The organism is Marinobacter pelagius, assembly GCF_003315345.1.
GTDB classification, from domain to species: domain Bacteria; phylum Pseudomonadota; class Gammaproteobacteria; order Pseudomonadales; family Oleiphilaceae; genus Marinobacter; species Marinobacter pelagius_A.
In genome coordinates this window covers 41986-64365 of sequence record NZ_QNRO01000017.1, presented here as the reverse complement: position 1 = coordinate 64365, position 22380 = coordinate 41986, and the positions used below count along the sequence as shown (strand labels likewise).

14 protein-coding genes are annotated in these 22380 nt (G+C 57.4%); 5 read left to right on the top strand and 9 right to left on the bottom strand.

Annotation, left to right across the window (positions count from 1 at the left end; all coding sequences use genetic code 11):
* Positions 1-91: 91 nt before the first annotated feature.
* Genes DET50_RS14180 through DET50_RS14170 form a run of 3 tightly spaced genes read right to left on the bottom strand, consistent with a single transcriptional unit; the run spans position 92 to position 6656 of the window.
* Entirely contained in the window at positions 92-1162 is a 1071-nt protein-coding gene (locus DET50_RS14180; RefSeq protein WP_113863487.1) for a hypothetical protein, read from the bottom strand.
* The gene (locus DET50_RS14175) at positions 1159-4515 is read right to left on the bottom strand and encodes a toxin VasX (protein WP_113863486.1); all 3357 of its coding nucleotides are present in this window, start codon (positions 4513-4515) and stop codon (positions 1159-1161) included. The genes DET50_RS14180 and DET50_RS14175 overlap by 4 nt, the downstream gene beginning before the upstream one ends.
* Positions 4512-6656, bottom strand: coding sequence for a type VI secretion system Vgr family protein (locus DET50_RS14170; protein ID WP_113863485.1), 2145 nt, complete (start codon positions 6654-6656; stop codon positions 4512-4514). Before DET50_RS14170 ends, DET50_RS14175 begins: the two co-directional genes overlap by 4 nt.
* 383 nt (positions 6657-7039) lie before the next feature.
* Here DET50_RS14170 and DET50_RS14165 point away from each other — a divergent pair, with 383 nt between their 5' ends.
* Positions 7040-8065, top strand: a complete 1026-nt coding sequence (locus DET50_RS14165; RefSeq protein ID WP_113863484.1) for an NADP-dependent oxidoreductase — start codon at positions 7040-7042, stop codon at positions 8063-8065.
* Positions 8066-8265: 200 nt separating this feature from the next.
* Here the strand turns inward: DET50_RS14165 and DET50_RS14160 are convergent, their stop codons facing one another.
* The 4 genes from DET50_RS14160 to DET50_RS14145 are packed head-to-tail and all read right to left on the bottom strand — an operon-like array spanning position 8266 to position 13043.
* Positions 8266-10032: a sugar phosphorylase gene (locus DET50_RS14160; RefSeq protein ID WP_113863483.1), complete on the bottom strand. Its 1767-nt coding sequence runs from the start codon at positions 10030-10032 to the stop codon at positions 8266-8268.
* Positions 10029-11252, bottom strand: a complete 1224-nt coding sequence (locus DET50_RS14155; RefSeq protein WP_113863482.1) for a glycosyltransferase family protein — start codon at positions 11250-11252, stop codon at positions 10029-10031. Before DET50_RS14155 ends, DET50_RS14160 begins: the two co-directional genes overlap by 4 nt.
* Before the next feature lie 14 nt (positions 11253-11266).
* The gene (locus DET50_RS14150; RefSeq protein ID WP_113863481.1) at positions 11267-12070 is read right to left on the bottom strand and encodes an HAD-IIB family hydrolase; all 804 of its coding nucleotides are present in this window, start codon (positions 12068-12070) and stop codon (positions 11267-11269) included.
* Positions 12071-12092: 22 nt separating this feature from the next.
* The gene (locus DET50_RS14145; protein WP_113863480.1) at positions 12093-13043 is read right to left on the bottom strand and encodes a hypothetical protein; all 951 of its coding nucleotides are present in this window, start codon (positions 13041-13043) and stop codon (positions 12093-12095) included.
* A 68-nt stretch (positions 13044-13111) separates the two neighbouring features.
* Here DET50_RS14145 and DET50_RS14140 point away from each other — a divergent pair, with 68 nt between their 5' ends.
* Positions 13112-14566 carry a protein adenylyltransferase SelO gene (locus tag DET50_RS14140; protein WP_113863479.1) on the top strand — a complete coding sequence of 485 codons (1455 nt, stop codon included), beginning with the start codon at positions 13112-13114 and terminating at the stop codon, positions 14564-14566.
* A gap of 59 nt (positions 14567-14625) precedes the next feature.
* On the opposite strand, the gene DET50_RS14135 is transcribed toward DET50_RS14140, so the two are convergent.
* Complete coding sequence (locus DET50_RS14135; RefSeq protein WP_113863478.1) at positions 14626-16140, bottom strand: fumarate hydratase; 1515 nt, start codon at positions 16138-16140, stop codon at positions 14626-14628.
* Between the two features lie 184 nt (positions 16141-16324).
* On the opposite strand from DET50_RS14135, the gene DET50_RS14130 reads away from it, so the two are divergent.
* Both DET50_RS14130 and DET50_RS14125 read left to right on the top strand, forming a co-directional pair.
* Positions 16325-17098 carry an enoyl-CoA hydratase gene (locus DET50_RS14130; protein WP_113863477.1) on the top strand — a complete coding sequence of 258 codons (774 nt, stop codon included), beginning with the start codon at positions 16325-16327 and terminating at the stop codon, positions 17096-17098.
* Positions 17099-17324: 226 nt separating this feature from the next.
* Entirely contained in the window at positions 17325-20033 is a 2709-nt protein-coding gene (locus DET50_RS14125; protein WP_113863476.1) for an MECDP-synthase, read from the top strand.
* A 49-nt stretch (positions 20034-20082) separates the two neighbouring features.
* Here DET50_RS14125 and DET50_RS14120 read toward each other — a convergent pair whose 3' ends face one another.
* Complete coding sequence (locus DET50_RS14120) at positions 20083-21159, bottom strand: CaiB/BaiF CoA transferase family protein (protein ID WP_113863475.1); 1077 nt, start codon at positions 21157-21159, stop codon at positions 20083-20085.
* Between the two features lie 199 nt (positions 21160-21358).
* Between DET50_RS14120 and DET50_RS14115 the strand changes: the two genes are divergently transcribed.
* Entirely contained in the window at positions 21359-22378 is a 1020-nt protein-coding gene (locus DET50_RS14115) for an AraC family transcriptional regulator (RefSeq protein WP_113863474.1), read from the top strand.
* Positions 22379-22380 lie beyond the last annotated feature (2 nt).

The following is a 22380-nucleotide window of genomic DNA, read 5'->3' as shown; positions in this document are numbered from 1 at the left end:
TTGCAACGCCCGTTGCATTTTGACACTTTCCCCCTGGGGTCTGAAGAAAGCCTTCTTCTGACCCCATTTTCAGGTCTTGCCCCCAAACCCATCAAATCGGCCAGGCCCCCTCCGGCCGCATCTCCCGATACTCCTCCAACGAAACCTTTCCCAGCTGAGGCGTCAGCTTACAAACCCGGCTTCCCCAAGGGTAACTGCGTAACCGGTTCAACAGCTCCACTCCTCCTCCAATCTTCCAGGCCTCAATATCCAGATCCCGCCAGTAGCGGGGATCTCGCCCGCTCTTTTCATCGTGCTCACGCGTCACTGGATCCAGATGACGGAATGGTTCCAGGCGAGGCACATCTGGCAGGGGCTGGGTTACGTCCATGTAGCGTTGGAGCATGTCCCACAACGCTAAAACATCACTTTTGGATGCTTCCACTCCACTCAGCCAGGTCTGATTGAAGGTTTTCTGGGTGTAGCGGTGAACAAACATCAATCTGTAGAAAATGCCACCCTGCTGGACTACCCGCTCAACATAGGCATCAAACTCAACGAATGGCGCTTCAAAGAAACGATTACGTCCCAAAGCGAAGCGAACCTGCCCTGTAACTCGGTTGAACTCACTGCAACCGTCTTCGAGCGATTGGTCGAATTTTCCCTCAAGTAATTTCTCGAATGGTTTCAGGAAAAACCCTATGCCTGTGCTCATAATCCAATTGGTAGTTGGGCGAATCATCCAAAAGGAAAGCAACATCCATCCAGGTAGCAGGACCAATGCGAAAAAGCCCACCAGAATTCCCGACCACTCGTACTGCTTAGCCAATTCGAGCAATCCCCACCCAATAAACGCCATACCGCCGACAACTAGCAACAGGACCCACGTAAAGGGAATCACTAAAATCAAGAACTTGAGCCCCATCTTTCCATTCAGAAATCGGATACGGTTATGATTCCACCACCAGTCTTTGTCGGTGAATTCAGGATCAACGGCGTCATGATCCTGAAGCGTTTCGACATCTTCCAGCATCCCGTTATACGGATTAGTACCCGCATACGTTCCCACAGGTTGTAATTCATCGCCTACCCGCTCTCGTTTCCTCGGACTCTCCGGAAGTGAGCAAATGGAATCCGATTTAAAGGCAGTGTCCGCAAATCTCGGGCGGTCCAGTTTCGTCATACATTTACCTCGGCGAAATACCAGTATGGGGACTTTGGCTGGGCAAACGGATCCAATATCGTTCGCCTCTTTGGTGGTGGATACATGTGTCTAGTGACATCGAAAGGTTCATAGTCCGGGTAGGCAGGCGTCGGGAATACCAAAGGCCCCAATTCGGTCTCCAGCGTCGCCTGCAAACCAACCCTTAATCGAGTGGTTACAGATTCCCGATAAAAAATACTTTGGTATTCACTCTCCTTAAGCTCCCGCCTGACGAGAAAGCGAACAGCCGATTCCCGGGGCAATGACTGCCTCGCCACAATCTTCGTCAGTGGTGTAGCTTTGAGCATATGGGTGTCTGAAACAGGCGTGACCGCCACCGAAGAGGGGATGGTCGTCGTCGATGTGTGGTAGGCAATTTCCTGAACAACGAGCTTGAAGGATCTATCTGGCAATTCTGTCCGGCTCTGGCCTAACAGCTTGATTCGGCTAACCAATGGGAACCTTATGGTTACAACATAATCATCAGGTTCCGGTGGATAATCGGAATTAAAGAGTGCTGAATCAGGCTCGATATCGGCATACCTTTCTCCACTCACATGAATGGGCGAAAGGAGGGTAATTAGCTGGCCATAGTAGGCCTTATCGTCATTCCAACTTTGCTCATTATTCGGAAAATCGCCCAAGGGTCCATGTTTGAGAAGCTTTTCAAACGAATCGTCAGCCACCATACCTGCGTACAAGCCCCCACCAACGACCATTGCCATACCAAACAAAGCCCACCCCCAACCAGGTACGGCAAGTAGATTAGCCATCAGAGGAGAAACCAGGAAAACAACACCACCACTCATTGCAATCCCATGCCCGGCAGCTGCGTCGAAATCGTTATTGGACAAGCTGATCCTCATTTCCCAAAAACTCAGGCCAACGCCGATACCGCCAGCAATAAAATTTGCCAGCCCCGCTGTTCGAACCAATGTGGAGGCTTTTATTTTTTCCAGCCGCTTGCCCACAAACCACCAATTCTTCAAATCGAAAAGGGGACGGGAAGCGAATTGGTATGTGCTTGCCTGTTTGAGACCCAGATCTCCCAATACAACATTGAGTTTCAGCTGAGCTGCAATCAGATCAGCCGTTGCGCCACCAAATGTCTTGGCGAACGCCAATGTGGAGTTCCCTTGTTCCGCGTCATAAGCTGTCAAGAACGAACGAAATTCGACAAACAAATTAAACGCCGCCAAAGCCACCAACCCACGAGAAACGGCCGGACCATCAACCACCCGCCCCTCTCGCTTTGCGAAGTCCACTTTCACCAAACTCAGCTTTTTCGCTTCTTCATGGCCCTCGGCAACGTAGAAGACCATAGTTCCCGCAGCCACTTTATTGATCGTGTCCTCAAATTCAGCCGCTGCTCGCGCGGGGCTGGTGGAGGCCATCGTCTGGCCGGATTCTTCAAACAGGTCTGCATACAGATAATCGTTCTTCCGGGTCAGCACCCCCTCGGTGCGATCAAACTCCGTCAGCCCGCGATTCAGCCCGTTACCCTGCAGTCCGAGGATTGTGCCCTGGCTGACAGCACGGGCCCTGTCCATAACCCGGATACCGGCGAGATCAGGATCCGCGAGCACCATATTGGATGCAGCCGCCTGCATCACGCGCAGTAGTTCAATCTGCTCAACGGCACCCTGTTCAATCAGGCGCCTGGAAACGGTCAGAATGGCGGTACTCCATTTACTCAAGGCGCCAGAGATCAGGCCACCCACTTTGCCGGCATTGGAAAGGTCTTTCAGTGCGCTATCACCTGAATCCTTCTCACGGATCTGATGTTCCAGGTACGCAAGGGATTGCAGATTGAGGCGATCCAGCAAGGCCTCATCTATTTCGGTTTGATTCTGTGCCAGATGTACAAGCTTTTGGTAAAACGAGGTCCCTGGCCCTGATTCATCCCCTTTGCCTGCTCCCTCCTGAGGCGCCCAAGCTTCAAGGAACCTTTCATCCGTTATCCAGTTTTTCAGGGTGGCGTATATGCCGTCGTCAAAGGGTTTGCCTTGAGCTTTTACAACACCCGGAATCTGTTGAAGTACATTCATCAGATCGGTCGCAAGCAGATAAGCTTCGCAGATGGCGTGGTCACCGGATTCTCGGTAGTCATTCAGGGCGGCAGCGAATGACGGTTCGGTCAGAAAGTTACCAGCCCGCTCAACATGGTTCTCTATCACGCGAATGGCATGATCTTTTTCCTCGGTATCAAGCACCTTATCCAGTTTTTGTCGGTCGATGGCACTCGCATAACGAGACAAATCGGAAGGACCACCATCCGGCCTTGGGTCGAATATGGCCTGGCGAATCAGCATCGCAGAATGGACGATTGGATTGCTCTGGATCGAAATATCCACGGCATCCAGGTAGTGCAGCGCAAGGTGTAGCTGGACAAGAGAGTGACGGAGCTGGAAAAGGGGGTCTGGAAGAGCTATGCAGACCAGGCCTTTTTGCTCGCGATGTCCGTTAATCAGGTCCTCTCCAGGGCCACACGTCAACTCAAGATCAATTGGGTCGGTGGATTTCTCTTTGGCTTGCTTTATTCGATCAGCCAATTTCACGCAAAGCTCACCCTCACCAGGCCCCTCAAAACCGAGCTTAAAATCACTGGGATTCTCCAACATCAACTCAATTCCAAGATCCCGTGCCCGAAGGCCATCCACCTGCTGAATCGGCGATGCGGGGTAACCACTCGCGAAGTTGATGTCATCCACAAGGGCCGCAGGCCAGGCATGATCGATTCTGGTTGTCCTGATCCTCAGCGATTTCGCGTCCTGCTCCAGCCGACGAACGTAGTGCCAATCCCACTGCACTTCGCTGTAGGCGACACGAATGTCCTGGATGACGGTCTGTCCCTGCAACATGGCCGGGACCAGGATGTCGTGCTGCCATTCACCCACAGCCGGCCGGGCGCGGAAGGTGTCGGAGGGCTCTGCCTCCCATTCAGAGCGCGCCGATTGCACATCAATGTCACTCATCATGCCCTCGGTGTTGATCTCGAGTTCCCGCCACAGAGCGTCGCCACGAAAAACATAGAAGTAGCCGGGCCTGAGCAGTGCCACGCTTCGTCCGGTGTGGAAGGTCAGGCCGCCGGATTTCACGGGCAGGTTGCTCTGGATTTCGGCCAGGGGTTTGATTCTCAGGAGAGTGTTTTCCTGATACTCCTCCTGCTCGATATTGGAACGGGCGCGCTCCACCAGCGGGAGGGTCAGATGGCCGCCAGCCTGGGTGGGGACCTTCAAAACCAGGTTGCCTGGCTCGTTGTCATCATACTCAGCTCGCCGGCGCAGGGATTGGTTCAGGCTCTCATCGGTGAAATTCGCAAGATCGGTCATTCCTTTGACCCCTTATCCGAAATGGTTTCAACGGTTACTTCTTCCAGTGTCGATTGGCCACCGATGATGTCCACGATCAACATCCTTTCCGGCCTTTTATATCCGTCATGGACGAGGTTATCCGGGTTGGCCGTCTGGCGCTGATCCACAGTCGCCAGTGCTGCAGGACTGATCGATTCCGGTGGAACATCCTCAAGCAGCCGGGGCAGCTCGGGGACGCCCGCAGACTGGCCGGCCCCTTTTCCAGGCGCGCCGCCGGAATTGATTTTTATTCCCGGCCCACTGAGAGTCACGCCACTGGCGTTCAGCTTGATGAAGCTGCCGCCGCCGGCGATGGTGAGTTCTGTTCCTGCATCCAGGACAACCTTGGCGCCGGCCTTGTGGTGGACTTCGGTATGGGCTTCGGAGGCCATGGTCTGGCCGGTCTTCTGGTGGAAAGTGCCGGTTATGGTCTGGCTGCAGTCGCCCCCTATGGACACCCGTTTTTCCCCATTGGTCGTGCAGTGTTCTTTGCCTTTTACATGGCTGTAGTACTGCCCTTCCACGGTTCGGTGGCTGTCGTTCCGGAGGACCTCGGTGCGGTTGTGCTCGGTGAGCAGGTCCAGGTCTTTCTGGGCGTGAATGTAGATCTGCTCTTCTCCAGCCTCGTCCTCAAAGCGCAGTTCGTTGCTGCCCTCGCCCTTGTGGGTCTTGGTTTTCAGGGTGGTTCGGGTCTTGTGCTCCGGTAATGCATAGGGCGGCGTGTTAGTGGCGTGGTAGGTTCGGCCGGTGATGATCGGCTGGTCCGGATCGCCGTCCAGGAAGCTGACGATGACTTCGTGGCCGATTCTCGGAAGAGCCATGAAACCATATTGGCCGCCGGCCCAGCCCTGACTGACGCGGAGCCAGGCGCTGCTGTGTTCGTCGTTCTTCCCGCTCTCTACCTCGCTTGGCCGCAGGCGCCGATCCCACGGAAACCGGACCTTCACCCGGCCGTGTTCGTCGCAGTGGATTTCCTCGCCCTCCGGGCCGGTGACAATGGCGATCTGGGGGCCGTCCATGATTGGCTTGTGGTCTGTTCTCGGTCGCCAGGTTCTGTCCGCTGGAACCACGTTGAAGAAGTTATGGTAGGTGGCCGGTTGCTGGCCGCTCTCCTCCTCCAGGGCTTGGGGCTGCTTGCCGGTGTGGGTGACGGCGGTGATTAACCACTCCCGGTTCAGGGCTTCGTTGTCGTGGTCAGTGAGCGGGAGTCTGGCGCCGGGGGTGAAATCAGGCCGGTTGCTCTCACCGTGGCCGGTGGACGCATCGTTTCTCAGGGCGTCCAGGCGGGCCCGGGTGAAGGGCTGGCCACTGGCATCGGCCTTGTAGCGGCCGGGGTAGTCGTAGTGCTGGTAGTCTTCGCGGTGGTTCAGGTTGGCCGCGCCCTGTTCGTGCATCAGGGCGTAGGCGGGGTTCCTGAAGGTGTAATCCTTGAGGGCCACCGAGGCGGCGCGGACCCGCTCCTGGTATTGGAAGCGGAAGATGCACGGCTGCCGGGTGCTGCCCCCGGCTTGGCTATTGTAAGTTGCCGACTCCAGTTTCGGGGCATCGCCGTGATGATCGGCAAAGATCAGAGCGGGTTGCTCTTCCCCGTCCACGCTGCCGTGCTGGTAACGGTAGTGCCAGCCTTCTTCCGCCGCCAGCCTCTCGATAAAGGCCAGGTCGCTTTCCCGGTGCTGGACGCAGTATTCCCGTTCCTGTGGGACCCGCTTGAGATCAAATATCGTATCCACGATGCCCCGTTCTTCCAGCAGGGTGCGGATAATGGCCTCGGGACTCTGGCCCTGGAAGATGCGGCTGTTGTGCATCAGGCCCAGGCGCCACAGGGGTGGCTGGAAGACAACTTCATAGCGGGTGCGGCGATGGCCGGTGTCGCCCCGGGCGAATTCGTTGACCACGCCGGTGAATCGTCGCAGGGGGTGGCCGTCCTGCCAGACCACCAGGTCGACGGGTTGTTCCAGCATGGCGTCGGCAGAAACATCGGGGTCGGTGCTGGCCAGTTCCAGTCGGCCCTGGAACAGCTCGGAGAGGCTCTCGGTCAGCGCAAAGGCGACCACGGCGAAATGATCAGAGGGGAAGTCACCGACACGGGCGGTGAACTGCAATCCGCTTGCCTGGGGCATGTCTTCAGTCCTTGAAGGGTTGATTCGGTCCGTTGAATCGGTGCGGGGAAACTAGCCATCGGATCCTTGATGGGTGGTCCCGCAGAGTTGGGAAAGGTACCAGTGCGTTTGGAGAAAATCCAGAGTTGGGAGACGAGATTGAAGATGGGGTCAGATGAACAAGTTCATCTGACCCCTGAGTATGTGGCCTGGGGTCTGAAGAAAGCCTTCTTCTGACCCCGACTTTGCCCGCGAGCTTTGGGGGGAGTTGAATTTGGGGTCAGATGAACGAGTTCATCTGACCCCTGAGGCAAGGCCCTGGCCCTCGGGACATTGACCCACCGCCTATTCTCCGGCACTCTAATCTGGTTTCGTAATGCAACCTAAATAGGCAGGTGTCCCAAGTGAGCGAATACAAGAATCGAGCAATCGTGTTGAAGAAGCGGCCCGAGGGGGAAATTCAGGACGCTGATCTGGTCATGGAGGAGCGGCCAGTTCGGGCACCGGGGGATGGTGAAGTGGTTGCCAAAGTGCTTTGGCTGTCGCTGGATCCCTACATGCGTCCCCGGATGAATGATGCCAAGGGGTATATGGATCCGATCGGGATTGATGAGGTGATTGTTGGCGAGAGTGTCGCTCAGGTGGTTGAGTCACGGTCCGACAAGCTGAAGGTGGGTGATCTGGTTACCTGCTATTCCGGTTGGCAGGAGTATGTGACCTTCCCTGCTGATGCGCCGATGGTTTACAAGATTCAGCAGAAGGAAGGCGTTCCACTGCAGGCTTACCTGGGTGTGGCCGGTATGCCGGGGCGCACGGGGTATTGCGGCCTGATGTATGTGGGCAAGCCCCAGTCGGGCGAGACTGTGGTGGTTTCTGCGGCTTCCGGGCCGGTGGGTACAGTGGTTGGCCAGACGGCCAAGACCGAAGGTTGTCGCGTGGTTGGTGTGGCCGGTGGTCCCGAGAAATGCCGGTTTGTGGTCGAGGAGCTGGGGTTTGATGCCTGTGTCGATTACAAGGCCGGCAACCTGGAGGCAGATCTGAAGGCGGCTTGCCCGGACGGGATCGATATCTATTTCGAGAACGTGGGTGGTGCGGTGACCCGCGCTGTGGCGCCGTTGCTCAACCCCGGAGCGCGGGTGCCGATTTGTGGGTATGTGTCCGCTTATAACGCCAAGGATATGACGGAAGTGGAAACGCCATTTCACGTACTCAAGGCCCTGGATCCGGTGCCGGAGCATCGGTTTTTCCTGGTGACTGAGTGGCAGGATAGGCATCAGGAGATTACCGATATTCTGGCTTCCCGGGTTGCCGGTGGGGAGTTGAAGTACAGGGAGACCGTTGCCGATGGGCTGGAGAATGCGGTGGATGCTTTCAAAGGGATGTTGAAGGGGAGGAATTTTGGGAAGCAGTTGGTTCGGGTTTCGGGGTGAAGGCGGGGTCTGAAGAAAGCTTTCTTCTGACCCCGATTTTAACCGCGAGTTTGATGGTGAGCCCAACTTGGGGTCAGATGAAAGTGTTCATCAGACCCCTGAGCATGACCTTGGGGTCTGAAGAAAGCCTTCTTCTGACCCCGACTTTGACAGAGAGCTTTGGGGGATGAGCTGAACTTGGGGTCAGATGAAGGTTTTCATCAGACCCCTGAGTTAACCCCTGGGTTATCTCGGTCCGCGGCTTGGTTTGATAGCCAGACGCTTTGGTAGGGTTTCAGGGTGATGCTGCCGGAGAGGTCGTCGATGGCCATGCCTGAGATCAGGTCTACCCAGTGATCGGTGCCGATGAGGTTGATGTCGCTGAGTGCGACTTGCTGCAGTTCGCTGCTGATGTTGTGGATGCAGAAGACGGACTGGTCGCGGCGCATGCTCTGGCGCCAGAAGCCGAAGATCTGCAGGCCCAGGTGGAGGGTGAACTGGGTGGCGTTGGGGTGAAAGGCTGACTGGCTGCGGCGGATGCCGATCAGGCGTTTGAGTTCGTGGTAGACCTTGCTGTGGTGGCATAGCGGGTTTTCCAGTTCTTCCTCCAGTTTATCCAGCTGCCACTGCCCCCGGTTGATGGATCTGAGCCGGCCGGTGTTCTCGACCCTGGCGTAATCGTTTTCCGTGCCCAGTAGGCTGTGGATATAGAAGGCCGGGATCCCTTCCAGTGCCAGCATGATGGTGTGCGCACACAGGAATCTCTGCAGCTGGCAGTGATCCGCCCCACCCTCCGCGGTGCCTTTCAGTGCGTCCCATAGGGCAATGTTGATCTCGTACGGCTGGTCGCGGCCATCAGCGGTGCGGCGGTAGGACACCTTGCCGCCAAAAGACTCCATGGTATTGATCAGGCGCTGCTTCTCGTCTTCCTCCAGCAACCCATCCGTCGGGCGCATGCCGATGCCATCGTGGGAGGCGATAAAGTTCAGGTAAGTCGTGCCCATCTGGGCCGGCGGCATGCTCATGAGCCAGGTCTTGAGATGCCGGCAGTTCCCCGTCACCAGAGTGTTGATGAGCAAAGGCGGCAGGGAGAAGTTGTAGATCATGTGTGCTTCGTTGGCGTTCCCGAAATAGGTCAGGTTCTCCCGGTTGGGCACGTTGGTTTCCGTGATCACCACCGCGTCCGGCGTATGGTGCTCGATGAGAAGTCGCAGAATCTTGATCAGCTCGTGGGTCTGCTGAAGGTGGATGCAGGGTGTACCCGGCTCCTTCCAGAGGAATGCCACAGCATCAAGCCTGAACATGACCACGCCATGCTCCAGATATTGTTTGATGATACCGGCAAACTCGATCAGAACCCTGGGATTGGCGAAATTCAAATCCACCTGATCTTCACTGAAAGTACACCATACATACCGCTCGCCATCCTCGGTCTGCACCGGGGTCAGCAACGGCGAGGTTCTTGGCCGGACCACCGCACTCAAATCATCCTTGGGATTTCCCTCAAAGAAATAATCCTTGCCCGGATCGACCCGCTTTCGGAAATTCTCGAACCAGCGGCTGCGCGCGGACATGTGGTTGATCACCAGGTCTGCCATCAGTTTGAAATCGCCGGCAATCTTCTCGACATCACTCCAGGAGCCATGGGACTCGTTCACCGCCAGGTAGTCCATGACGGAAAAGCCATCATCGGAGCTGTACGGGAAGAACGGCAGGATGTGGACCGCCGAGACCGTCTCGGCCAGGCAATCCGTCAGGAACCGGTGCAGGGTCTGCAGCGGCTTCTCACCCTCACGCTGAACGGTATCGGCATAGGTGATCAGGACAATATCCGACTCGTCCCAGTTGTTCTGGTGTGCCGGTGGCGGCTCCCGGTTCGGGGCCAACTCAATGGTGCTCAGCAGCTGTTCCGCCAGGAAGTCGCAGTCCAGCTCCGGGTACACCACCTCCAGCATGCCAACCAGTTTGGCCTTGAGGGGCTGGCTCATGGCCGGTACTCCTCGTTGTCCAGCTCCACCGCTTCCAGCAGTTGTTCCTTGATATCCGGAATGGCACTGGTGACCCGGTTCCAGCTAGGGATGAACGGCGTGTCCATTGGGTTATCCAGGAAATAAGCGCCCGCCCGCATCACGTTCTGGGCGAACAGCTCCACCGCCTTTTCTTCCTTGTGCCTATCAAAGGTCAGGCCGTTGATGATGGCGTCATTCTGGTAGGTTTCCACGAAATCCAGGGCAATCCGGAAGTAAGTGGCCTTGATGGTGCGGAACTTTTCGTTGGAGAAAATCTCGCCGTTGGTGGCGAGTTTGCGGAACAGGGCCTTGGCAATGTCCACGCTCATCTTGGACAGACCGCGGCTGGCATCTTCCGGGGACAGTTCCTGGTGCTTGTGGTCGTAGGTATCGGCGATGTCCACCTGGCACAGCCGGTTGGTGGCGTAGTTGCGTTTCATCTCGGACAGCACACCAACTTCCAGGCCCCAGTCACTGGGAATGCGCAGGTCATTAATGACATCGGTGCGGAACGAGAACTCGCCGGCCAGCGGGTAGCGATAGCTGTCCAGGTAATCCAGGAAATCGCTGGGGCCACAGACTTTCTTGAGGGCCCGGATTAGCGGTGTCACCAGCAACCGGCTGACCCGGCCATTCATTTTGGAGTCCGCCACCCGAGCATAATAGCCCTTGCAGAACATGTAGTTGAACGCGGGGTTGGCCACCGGGTAGATCAGGCGGGCCACCAGGTCCCGGGAATAGGTCAGGATGTCACAGTCGTGGAGCGCCACGGATTTACTGACGCCGGAAGCCAGCACATAGCCAAAGCAGTACCAGACGTTCCGGCCCTTGCCCATCTCGGTCGGCGCCAGGTTCTGCTCCCGCAGTTTGAGGTCGAGGGCGCGCAGGCGCGGACCATCGTTCCAGAGCACCTTGAACTCCTGCGGCAGTTCGGAGAAATACTCAAGCGCATGCCGGTATTGCCGCTCATCGGCGCGGTCCAGCCCGATCACGATCTGGTCAAGGTAAGGCACCCTGGTCAGCTCGCTGACAATGTTCTTCAACGCCGGCCCTTCCAGCTCCGAATATAACGAAGGCAGCACAAGGGACATGGGCCGGGCCTTGCGGAAGTTCATCAGCTCCGCTTCCATCTCCTCGACAGGCCGTCGGACAAGGTTATGCAGAGTGGTGACAATGCCGTTCTGGTAAAAGTCGCCCATGGCGGCTCTCCTCTTTAATACCCGTACTCAAGCAGCAGGTTGAGTACACAGTCATTCCAGCCCTCGGGGCCGGATCTGAGGGAGCGTATGTGCCGGCGGTCGGACGGCAGCTGGACGTTCTCGCTGTTGACGCCCCGGATCACCACCGGTACATCGGACGCCTCCAGCATGCCTTGATCATTCGGGCTGTCACCCAGTGCGATAGCCAGTACCGGCTCACGGCCATAACGCTCCTGGTATTTACCCAGCAAGAAACGGGCCCCATCCGCCTTATCGAAGATGCCCATGGCATGCCAGAAGCGGCCACCCTGCACCAGGCGGAGGTTGTCGGCGGCCAGGGAGGCTTCGAATTCACGCAGCTCCTCCTCGCTCCCTTCCCAGATCAGCGGCTCGGTGCCATGGCGTTGCATCGCCCGCGAAGCCGCGGTGATATCCAGGCCCGTGGTCTCGGCCAGCTCTTCGGCGGACATGTCCTCGAAGCCCCGAAAGCGTGCACCGGCGGTGCGCAATCGGCCCAGGACTGACAGCACCACTGCCCGGGATGCGCCAAAAGTCACCACCTGCTCGGAAGAATTGTCAAAAATACCGGGCGGAATAATCACAGCCGCACCGTTTTCGACAATATACGGATCACCATTGCCCAGTTCGTTCCTGATTACCGCGATCTCCGCTGCCGTCTTGCTGGAGTTGAGGATCAAGGGGATTCCCGCCGCCTTCACCCTGGCCAGGGCAGGCCTCGCGGCCTCCCAGGAATAGTCCTCGTGGTCCAGCAATGTGCCATCAAGATCGGTAAACAGAATCAGGTGGGGCCTGGGCATGGTTTTCCCTCGCTTGGGTTTGCTAATTGGAGCCCGGAGGCTCCCTGAATTGTGGGGCCGCCAGCGAATGGTCCGCACCGACCGGGATCAGGACATCAGCCCGGCCGGGCATTTCCCGGAGGCAATGCTCGGTCACGCGTTGGTAGTGCATGATGAATCGGGCTACCTCGTCGTCAGACATGATGCGCAACGAGGGGGCACCCTCATCGCTGGCGCCCTCTTCTGGTGCATTGGCATGGCGTGCGGCCAACTTGTGTTCCTGCAAGGTGCGCCATTCCAGCACGCACTCCATGGACGGCGCCTTGAGCATCAACAGGTAATCGAGCCGGCCGAAAAACGCCCGGTAGCTGTCTTTCAGACACTCGTTCACATAGCTGCGCCAGGTGGCATGGGCGTCCTCCTCAGCTTCCAGCGTATTGACCGGCCGGGCCAGCACTTCTTCAGGTTCCGGCGCGGCCCCCAGGCACCAGCCCTCGATGAGGATGACCTCCGCCGGGCCTTCGAATACCGGCCAGCGATCCCGGGGCGCACGGTCATCCCGCGCCTTGTCGAAAGCGGGAATTGGGGTCTTGTCCCCGGGTTTTGCAGCCAGCAATTGGTCGATTACCTTCTGGCCAAGGGACACATCGTGGGTGCCCGGCACGCCGCGGGTGATGAAAAGGGGATGCACCAGCCCGGCAAGTCTCTGCCGCTCAGCTCTGGTAAGGTAGATATCATCAATGGAGAAACTGGCTGTGGCTGTGCCATGGTGCCGGCTCAGGATTTCCTTGAGGAACAGGGTGAGGGTTGATTTCCCGGTGCCCTGGGCCCCATGGATACCAATAAGTACCGGCCGCCCGAGCCGTTGCCGGAGTTCGAGAATCCGGTGTGCCAGCGGCAGGATGGTCTGTTCGACGGTGTGTCCGTATGAGGAAGGTAGACCTTCCTGACTGATCAGGGTCTCAATGGTGATGTTGAGTTCGTTTTCAGACACGGTGGTTTCCTGGATCGGTTTGAATGATAAGCAGCAGAATCTGTACCAACTGAGAGTATACGCATTGTATGAAAGACACAGGTTTCCGGATTGAGCATCGCTACCTGGAGCTTCCGGACAGTTTTTACACCCGGATACAGCCCAAGCCGCTGACCGACGCCAGAATGGTCACCTTTAACCATGAGCTGGCGCGCCAGATGGGCTTCCATGTGGGCTCGGCGGAGGAGTGGACCGGCGTCGGGGCCGGCACGGAGCTGCTGGAAGGCATGGACCCGGTGGCCATGAAATACACCGGCCACCAGTTCGGCATGTACAACCCGGAACTGGGGGACGGTCGCGGCCTGCTGATGTGGGAAACCGTCGGCCCCGATGGCCGGCGCTGGGACTGGCACCTCAAGGGCGCCGGCACCACGCCCTACTCCCGCTTTGGCGATGGCCGAGCGGTGTTGCGCTCCACCATCCGGGAATACCTTTGCAGTGAGGCCATGCATTTTCTGGGCATCCCCACCACCCGGGCCCTGTTCATGGTCAGCGCCAGGGATCCAATCCGCCGGGAAACCATCGAGACCGCCGCCGCGCTGATGCGGGTGGCCGAGAGCCATATCCGCTTCGGCCACTTCGAGTTTGCTGCCCATCACGAAGGACCGGAAGCGGTGAAGACCCTGATCGAACACGTCATTGCCCTGCACTTCCCGCACCTGATCGACCTGCCGGACGACGAGCGCCATACCCGCTGGTTCGAGGAAGTGGTCGAACGAACCGCGCGCCTGATTGCCGACTGGCAGGCGGTAGGCTTCTGCCACGGCGTGATGAACAGCGACAACATGTCCATCATCGGCGATACCTTCGACTACGGGCCCTACGCCTTCCTCGACGACTTCGACGCCGGCTATATCTGCAACCACACTGATCAGGAAGGCCGCTACGCCTACAACCGCCAACCCCAGGTCGGCTTTGTGAACTGCCAGTACCTGGCCAACGCATTATTGCCAGTGATGGATGAGGACAATGTCCGCCGTGGTCTGCGGCGGTACGAGGTGATCTACAACGAGCGTTTCCTGCAAAACATGCGCGACAAGCTCGGCCTGGCCGAACCGGATGAGTCCGACCTCAGCCTGATCATGGACACCTTCAGCATGCTCCACGAACACCACGTGGACTACACCCGCTTCTTCCGGGGCCTGTCCAACCTCCATGGCAAGGGCCACGATCCGGTCCGGGACCTGTTCGTGGACCGAAGCGTGGCGGACGAGTGGCTCGAGCGCTACGAGCAACGCCTGCAAAAAGAAACCCGCGCCCACGATGAGCGGGAATACGCCATGCGCAAGGTGAACCCGAAATACATCCTGAGGAACTACCTGGCCCAGCAGGTGATTCTGGAAGCGCAGAATGGGGACTATCAGCCGTTGGAGGAGTTACTGCAGGTGCTCAGACGGCCGTTTGACGAGCAGCCGGAGTTTGAGAAGTATGCCGCGCTGCCGCCGGATTGGGGGAAGCATCTGAGTATCAGCTGTTCCAGCTGAGAGGGAGGTTTGCACAGGGGTCTGAAGAACTCCGTTCTTCTGACCCCATCTTCAAGCCCTTAAACCGCCTTCGCAGCAATAATCTTGTCATGCCACTCAACCGGCCCGGTCTGATGCACGGAACTACCCCGTGAATCCACCGCCACGGTCACCGGCATGTCTTCCACCTCGAACTCATAGATAGCTTCCATACCCAGCTCTTCAAAGGCAACCACCTTGGCTTCCTTGATCGCCTTGGACACCAGGTAAGCAGCACCACCCACGGCCATCAGGTACACCGCGCCATACTCCTTGATGGCGTCGATAGCCACCTGGCCACGCTCGGCTTTACCGATCATGCCGGTCAGGCCGGTTTTCTCGAGCATGGTGTGGGTGAACTTGTCCATGCGGGTGGCTGTAGTAGGGCCAGCCGGGCCAACCACTTCTTCGCGCACCGGATCGACCGGACCCACGTAATAGATGAAGCGGCCTTTGAGATCCACTGGCAACTCTTCACCCTTCTCGATCATGTCCACCATCTTCTTGTGGGCGGCGTCACGACCGGTCAGCATCTTGCCGGACAGCAGGACGGTTTCACCCGGCTGCCACTGTTTCACATCTTCCGGAGTCACGGTATCCAGGTTCACCCGGCGAACGTTCTCGCCCACTTCCCAGGTAATCTCCGGCCAGTCGTCCAGGCTCGGCGGGGTCTGCAGGGACGGACCGGTGCCGTCCAGGGTAAAGTGCGCGTGACGGGTCGCGGCACAGTTCGGAATGATCGCCACCGGCTTGTTAGCCGCGTGGGTGGGGTAATCCTTGACCTTCACGTCCAGAACAGTGGTCAGGCCACCCAGACCCTGGGCACCAATACCTAGCTCGTTGACCTTCTCGAACAGCTCCAGGCGCAGTTCTTCGGCACGGTTGGACGCGCCACGGGCCTGCAGATCATGAATATCGATCGGATCCAGTAGGGCTTCTTTGGCCAGTTCCATCGCCTTCTCGGCGGTACCACCGATACCAATACCCAGTATGCCCGGCGGACACCAGCCGGCCCCCATCTGCGGCACCATCTTCAGCACCCAGTCCACCACGGAGTCGGACGGGTTCAGCATGGCGAACTTCGACTTGGCTTCGGAACCGCCGCCCTTGGCAGCCACGTGAACCTCAACCTTGTCACCCGGGACCATTTTGTAGTGGATGATGGCCGGGGTGTTGTCCTTGGTGTTCTGGCGCTTGCCATCCGGATCCGCCAGCACGGACGCCCGCAGCACGTTGTCCGGGTGGGTGTAGGCGCGACGCACGCCCTCGTTGATCACGTCATCCAGGGGCTGATCGCACTCGAACTTCACGTCCATACCGATGTTCACGAAAACCGTAACGATGCCGGTATCCTGACAGATCGGACGATGGCCCTGGGCACACATCCGGGAGTTGATCAGGATCTGGGCCATGGCATCCTTCGCCGCCTGGGACTCTTCCCTCTGGTAGGCCTCGTACACGGCCTGGATGAAGTCCTTCGGGTGGTAGTAGGAAATGAATTGCAGCGCGTCCGCTACACTCTCAATCAGGTCGTCCTGGCGGATTACGGTGGTCATAGGCGCCTCATCAGATGGTTTCGTTATTTCGTGTCATCGAAAAATCGGGAGGCGAGAGTTTACCAGAAAATCGTTCGAACGAGTGATGCGACGGAAGGCGAAGGCGCTATAAAAGGAAGTAACAAAAGCTATCGATCAGGGGGTACGATCCCCCGAAAATAACAACACGTTCGCAGGAGATACCGTGACCGACCTCATCCTCACCGAAAAAACAGACCGAATTCTGACCGTTCGCCTCAACCGACCGGACCGAAAGAACGCCCTCACCCACGACATGTACACCGCCATGGGCGATGCCCTGGAGCAGGCAGAATCCGACAGCGATATCCGCTGCACCCTGTTCACTGGCAGCGAGGAGTGCTTCACCGCCGGCAATGATCTGAGCGAATTCGCCCAGGGCCTGCCCGGTAAATTCCGGGAAACACCAGTCGGCCGCTTCCTTCTATTACTGGCAACCGCCACCAAACCGGTGGTGGCCGCGGTCAATGGCCCCGCCGTGGGCATCGGCACCACCATGCTCCTGCACTGCGACCTGGTGGTGGCCGGCACCAACACCCGCTTCCAGATGCCCTTCGCCAACCTGGGCCTGTGCCCGGAAGGCGGCTCCAGCCTGCTGTTACCCGCCTGGCTCGGCCGGGTGCGCGCGGCCGAACTTTTGATGCTCGGTAACGCCTTCTCGGCGGACGACGCCCTGGAGATGGGCCTCATCAACCGCGTTTGTGATCCTGCGGAAACCGAAGACAACGCCCGGGAACTGTCCCGCCAGCTGGCTGCCCAGGCACCCGCGGCTCTCCGCGCCACCAAACAACTGCTCAACCGGCCCGTGGTGGAGGATCTGAAAGACACCATGCTGACCGAAGGGCAGCTGTTCAGCGAACGCCTGAAATCGCCGGAAGCCGCCGAGGCGTTCCGCGCGTTCGTGGAAAAACGAAAGCCCGATTTTTCATCGTTCGACTGACTCGCAAAAGCCATTGCGGAGGCTCGACAAAGCGTTCATTGCCAACTATTTTTCAGAAAGGCCGGACTCCATCCGTGCGAGGATGACCTGAAAGGCCAGAATCACACTTTTGGCTGATCAACACTTGCCAGACTGTCGCTATAGTCAGAGTTACGAAATTGGCTCAAAGCGCTGACCAAAATTTCAGAAGAACATAACGACACAACAACAGGAAAAGGTTCCACCCATGTTCAAGAAAACACTAATAAGTCTTGCCGTGGCGTCTTCCGTTGGACTTACAGGCTGCCTTAGCAGCGGTGACGAGGGGGCGAATGCTAATCCGGAGTATCAGATTACTGATACCACCATTGATACCTCAATCGTGCGGCCCGTATTCAACCCGAACCCGATATCCCCAACCGTTGCTTTTCCGGCGAACTTCGATCTGCTATTGCTTCTCGGTGCGACCCAAAGTGCGGATTACGACTTCACAGGGCTGACATCTGGAACCGATCCGGCATCAAATGCGATTAACGACTTGGCGGGTTTCTCTACGACCGGACAGTTCAATATAGCATTTGACGGCTCACTCAATCCTGACACTGTGATAGAAAATCAGACAGTATTCCTGGTTCCTCTAAACGTCGCACCTGCCACGGATGCTGCCCCGCTCGCTTTGCCTTCTGTTAATCCCGCAAGCATAACAGGTGTTGACCAGGATCCAGACAATCAACCGAATTTCAGGGTCGAAGTCATCACACAAGATGGTGTTACCAACAATACGATTCGGGTCACACCGTTAGAGCCCCTTCTGGAGAATAAGAAGTACATTGTTATTGTCTCTGACGGTGTAACTGGAGCGAATGGCAAGCCGATTGAACAATCTATCGCTGCACAACAACTCACAGAAGGACCTTTGGGTAGCGAGAACCTCGCCTCGATCCGCGAGCTGGTAATTGCACTAAATGGCCTCGGGCAGCAAATCATTTCTGCAACTCAGAAAGATGTAGCTCTTGCTTATACATTTACGACGGCTGGCCAAAGTACGGTACTGAAGACTCTTGCCTCTCCGGCTTCCTATTTCGAAGCTCTCGGTCAAAAAGTAGGATTTACTGCTTTGCTCAAGGCTGTAAGGGATAACAATCCAGAGGCCAACTTTAGTGAACTTACCGCCATTCTCTCTGAGATTCTCGCTGGTAACGTAACCGCGGAGAACGAGGCCACTGCTGCTGCCGTTGCAGAAGCCGGAGCTATAGCTACCGAAGCAGCGATTGGTACTGCAATACAAACAGCGGTCGCATCGGGAAATATACCCTTCCCAACTACTCGCCCTTCTTTTTTCTATTCCAAAGATCAGCCAGCGACCGAATTGGCTACAATCAAGAGTTTGCCCTCGGGAAATGGAATAAAAGCTGCTGCTGCTGCAGTTTCAGTCTCTCAAGGCTCGATCGTTCTTCCTTACTATCAACCGATTCCCGCAGTCAGCGGCGGCGACGCGCTTGTTGAGAGAGGTTGGCAAGGTGACACAAATCTTGAGGCTGCGCTCAACGAGAGCCTATCGAGCGGAACAACCACATTCGAGTTCCTGAGAGATCGTGACGGAACGCTGAACGTAAACTCCAACTTTCCGTATCCAAAGATCGAAGGGCAAGTCGCGGCCCCTGTAGTCGCCTATTTCCCAAATGCAGCCGGCACATGCGAAGGTATTTCTGGGGTTACGATCTTCCAGCATGGTATTGGTGTCGACAGAAGTGTCTCAATGCTTCCTGGTATTCTGTTGGCTGCCAAAACGTGCCAGGCAGTGATCGCTATTGATCAGCCTCTTCATGGTTTGGCAGGGTCCACCTTGGGAACATTGCCTGGATTGGATGAGCTTACTCCCGAAGACGTTGGACCTGCTTTTGAGGCTGTCCCAGGACTTGCCTATATTGGTGAGCGCCACTTCAACTACACCGACGCAGGAGGACTCACTCCGATATCCGCCGAGTCTGCCGCTGACGTTACCTCAGGCAGCCTTTTCATTAACCTGAAAAGTCTCCAAGGGGCCCGAGACAACCTGCGCCAAGGTGTTCTCGATCTGCTAAACCTGTCCGCTTCGATTGATGGGACAGGCTCGGCCTCAGGTCTCACTGGTCTGGATATCACCGGAACATCAGATCCTGATCTCGCAGGCTTGCCAGTCAACTTTGTAGGACATTCTCTCGGCGGAATCACTGGTACAACCTTCGCCAGTTTGAGCAATGATCCGGAGGTTATTGCTCCATACGCAGCACTGCCATTCGGTAAACAATTCCCTGAGCTGAACTCTGTGGTACTTCACAACACCGGGGGTCAGGTTACGAAGCTCGTTGAGAATTCGGCGTCCCTCTCAGATAGAATTTTGTCGGCGCTGCCGCCGCAGGGCACATCTGACCTCGAAACGTTCCTTTACGTCTTTCAGTCGGTCCTAGATGAAGTAGACCCAGCAGTCTATGCTCGAAGTCTTGGTGCAAACACCCCACAGTTGATGGTTACGGAAGTGACAGGGGACGCCACTGTTCCCAATGAAGCAAACGTTAACCCACTTGAGAGCGCACTGTCAGCTCCGCTCGCGGGTACAGAGCCTCTAATGGCACTCTTCGATCTAGGAGCCAACGGTGGAACACTTGCAGATAGCACAGGTGTGAATATCGTAGACATCAATGCTGCGGTCCCAACCACTGATGCGGGGGTTCCTGCGGCAATATTCTTCGATGGCAGCAACCCATGCACAGGTGCAAACCATAGCACCTTCGTAGTTCCTCAGGTGCCGAGTGATGAGTGCGGAGGTGTTGCAGATACATCAGAGGCATTTGCAGCGATGGTGGAACTGACTGGAGCAGTGATTGCCCAAGGTATCACCCCAGTGACCCAGAATACGGCTGCGACATTAGGTGCAAGCACTACCATTGAAAACGCACTAGACCAAAATCAATAAAGGTGGCAATACGGGGAGCCCATTGGGCTCCCCGTATTGTAATGTTAGTTTAATCACAACTTCCCGATCCCCCTATCTTAATAGGCAAACCAACCTGCCTCTGCATCTCCCCATCCCCCCGATCAACCTCAATCACCATCCCCCTGGCCTTCAACTGCGGATGCTCGGCCGCCTCTGAAATCGTCAGCACCGGCTCCACACAGGCGTCCTGCCCGGCGAAGATTTCCTGCCACTCCGCCAACGTTTTCTCTTTCACTTTCTCCTGGATGGCCGCCTTCAGCTGTTTCTGATCATCCGGCTTCTGGCTCAATGCCAGGCTTTTCAATTCGGACAGCCCCAAAGTGTCACACAGCCGTGCGGAGAACTGCGGCTCCAGGCTCCCCACCGACAGCCAGCGGCCATCACTGGTCTGGTAGTAATCGTAAAATGACCCGCCGTTGAGCAAGCCGCCCTCGGGCTTCTGCTCCACTCCACCCGCCAGGCACGCAGCGCCAGACATGGCGTTGAGGGCAAAGGCGGCATCCGTCATGCTGATATCCACGAACTGGCCCTTGCCGGTCTGCTGGCGTTCGATGACGGCGGCGAGGATGCCCATGACGGCGTGGTGGGAGCCGCCGGCTACGTCGGCGATCTGGATGCCCATGGGGGGCGGGCCGCTGTCGGCGCGGCCACAGTGGCTGGAGACACCGGCAATCGATAGGTAGTTGATGTCGTGGCCGGCGCGGTCCTTATAGGGCCCAGTCTGGCCATAGCCGGTGATGGCGCAGTAGATCAGCCTGGGGTTGATCTCACGCAGGGTTTCGTAGCCGATGCCCAGGCGGTCCATCACGCCGGGCCGGAACTGCTCGACCACGATGTCGTAGTCCTTGACCATCTCCTTGATCTTGTCGGCAGCACCCTCCTTCTTCAGGTTGAGTTGCAGGGTGTCCTTGCCACGGGTGAGATAGGAAAATGCGGTACTGAACTTGCCGTCGAAGGGGGGCATTACTTTGGTGAGGTCCACCCGGTCCGGTGCCTCGATTCGCAGTACTTCTGCCCCCATGTCGGCCAGCAGCATGGTGGCGTAGGGTCCGGGCAGTAAGGTGCTGAAATCCAGAACCTTCAGTGAACTCAGGGGACCTGCCATGGTTTTCTCCTTCTTGTCAGGCGATGGTGGTTTTATAAGCGTTGCTTGCTCACCATGCTGCCGTGTTTTGCTCTCGGGGCCAACTGCCGGTTCCCCCATTCCCGTTGGCCAATTCTTCCACTGGTCAGTCAGTTAGGCCGGTTGCAATGTTTCCCCGGGGTTTTATGATGGGTTTCGTTTTCATGGAATGGCGAACGCGATGCCCAACCTGACGGTTTCGAGACATTTTGTACAGGCAGCCTTGGTCGGTGCCGAGGCGCAGGGACTGGATACCCGGGAGATGCTGAAGGAAGCCGGGATTTCTCCGGATCTGCTGCGCATCGAGATGGCACGGGTCAGCAGTGACCAGTTCAGCCGGCTTATGCAGGTGCTCTGGAACCGCACCCGGGATGAATTCATGGGCCTGGGTCCTCGCCGGGCCCGGACGGGCACCTTTGCAACCATGTGCGCACTGGTAATCGACTGCCCCAACCTGGAGGCCGTCTATCGCCAGGCTTTCCAGTTCTCGCGCCTGTTCGAACCCATGGTAGCCATGGAACTGGAAGTGGGGGATGAGCAGGCTCGGCTGGTACTCAGGATCGAAGGCGAGATCTACGATCCCAGCTATTTCCTGAGGGAGAGCATCCTGGTCATCTGGCATCGCCTGGGGAGCTGGCTGATCGGCCAGCCGGTGGAGCTGGACAAGGCCGAGTTCAACTATCCGCGCCCGTCCCACGGTGATGAGTACCGGCATATCTTCCACTGCCCGCTGGAGTTCGAGGCAGGTCAGACCGCCCTCACCTTCGACAAGCGCTTTCTCTCGGCGCCGGTTATCCGGGACAGACCGGAAATGCGGCAGTTCCTCAAAACCTCTCCGGCGGACCTGCTCTCCCGGCCCGACGAAAGCAACACCTGGACCGGCAGGATCCGGGCGCTGATCGGTCGCGACTTCTCAAAGCCTTTACCGGATTTCGAGTGGATTGCTTCGGAGCTGCATACCAGCCCCCAAACTCTCCGGCGTCGGCTGAAACAGGAAAACACTTCCTTTCAGGAAATCAAGGACCTGCTGCGGCGGGACATGGCCATTTACTACCTAGGCCGCCAGGAATTGCCGATCAATGACATCGCGGAGAAGGTAGGCTTTACCGAGCCGTCCACCTTCCACCGCGCCTTCAAGAAATGGACGGGCGTCACCCCCGGCGCCTATCGCGAGGGTGAACGGGGAAATCTCGAGTCGTAGAG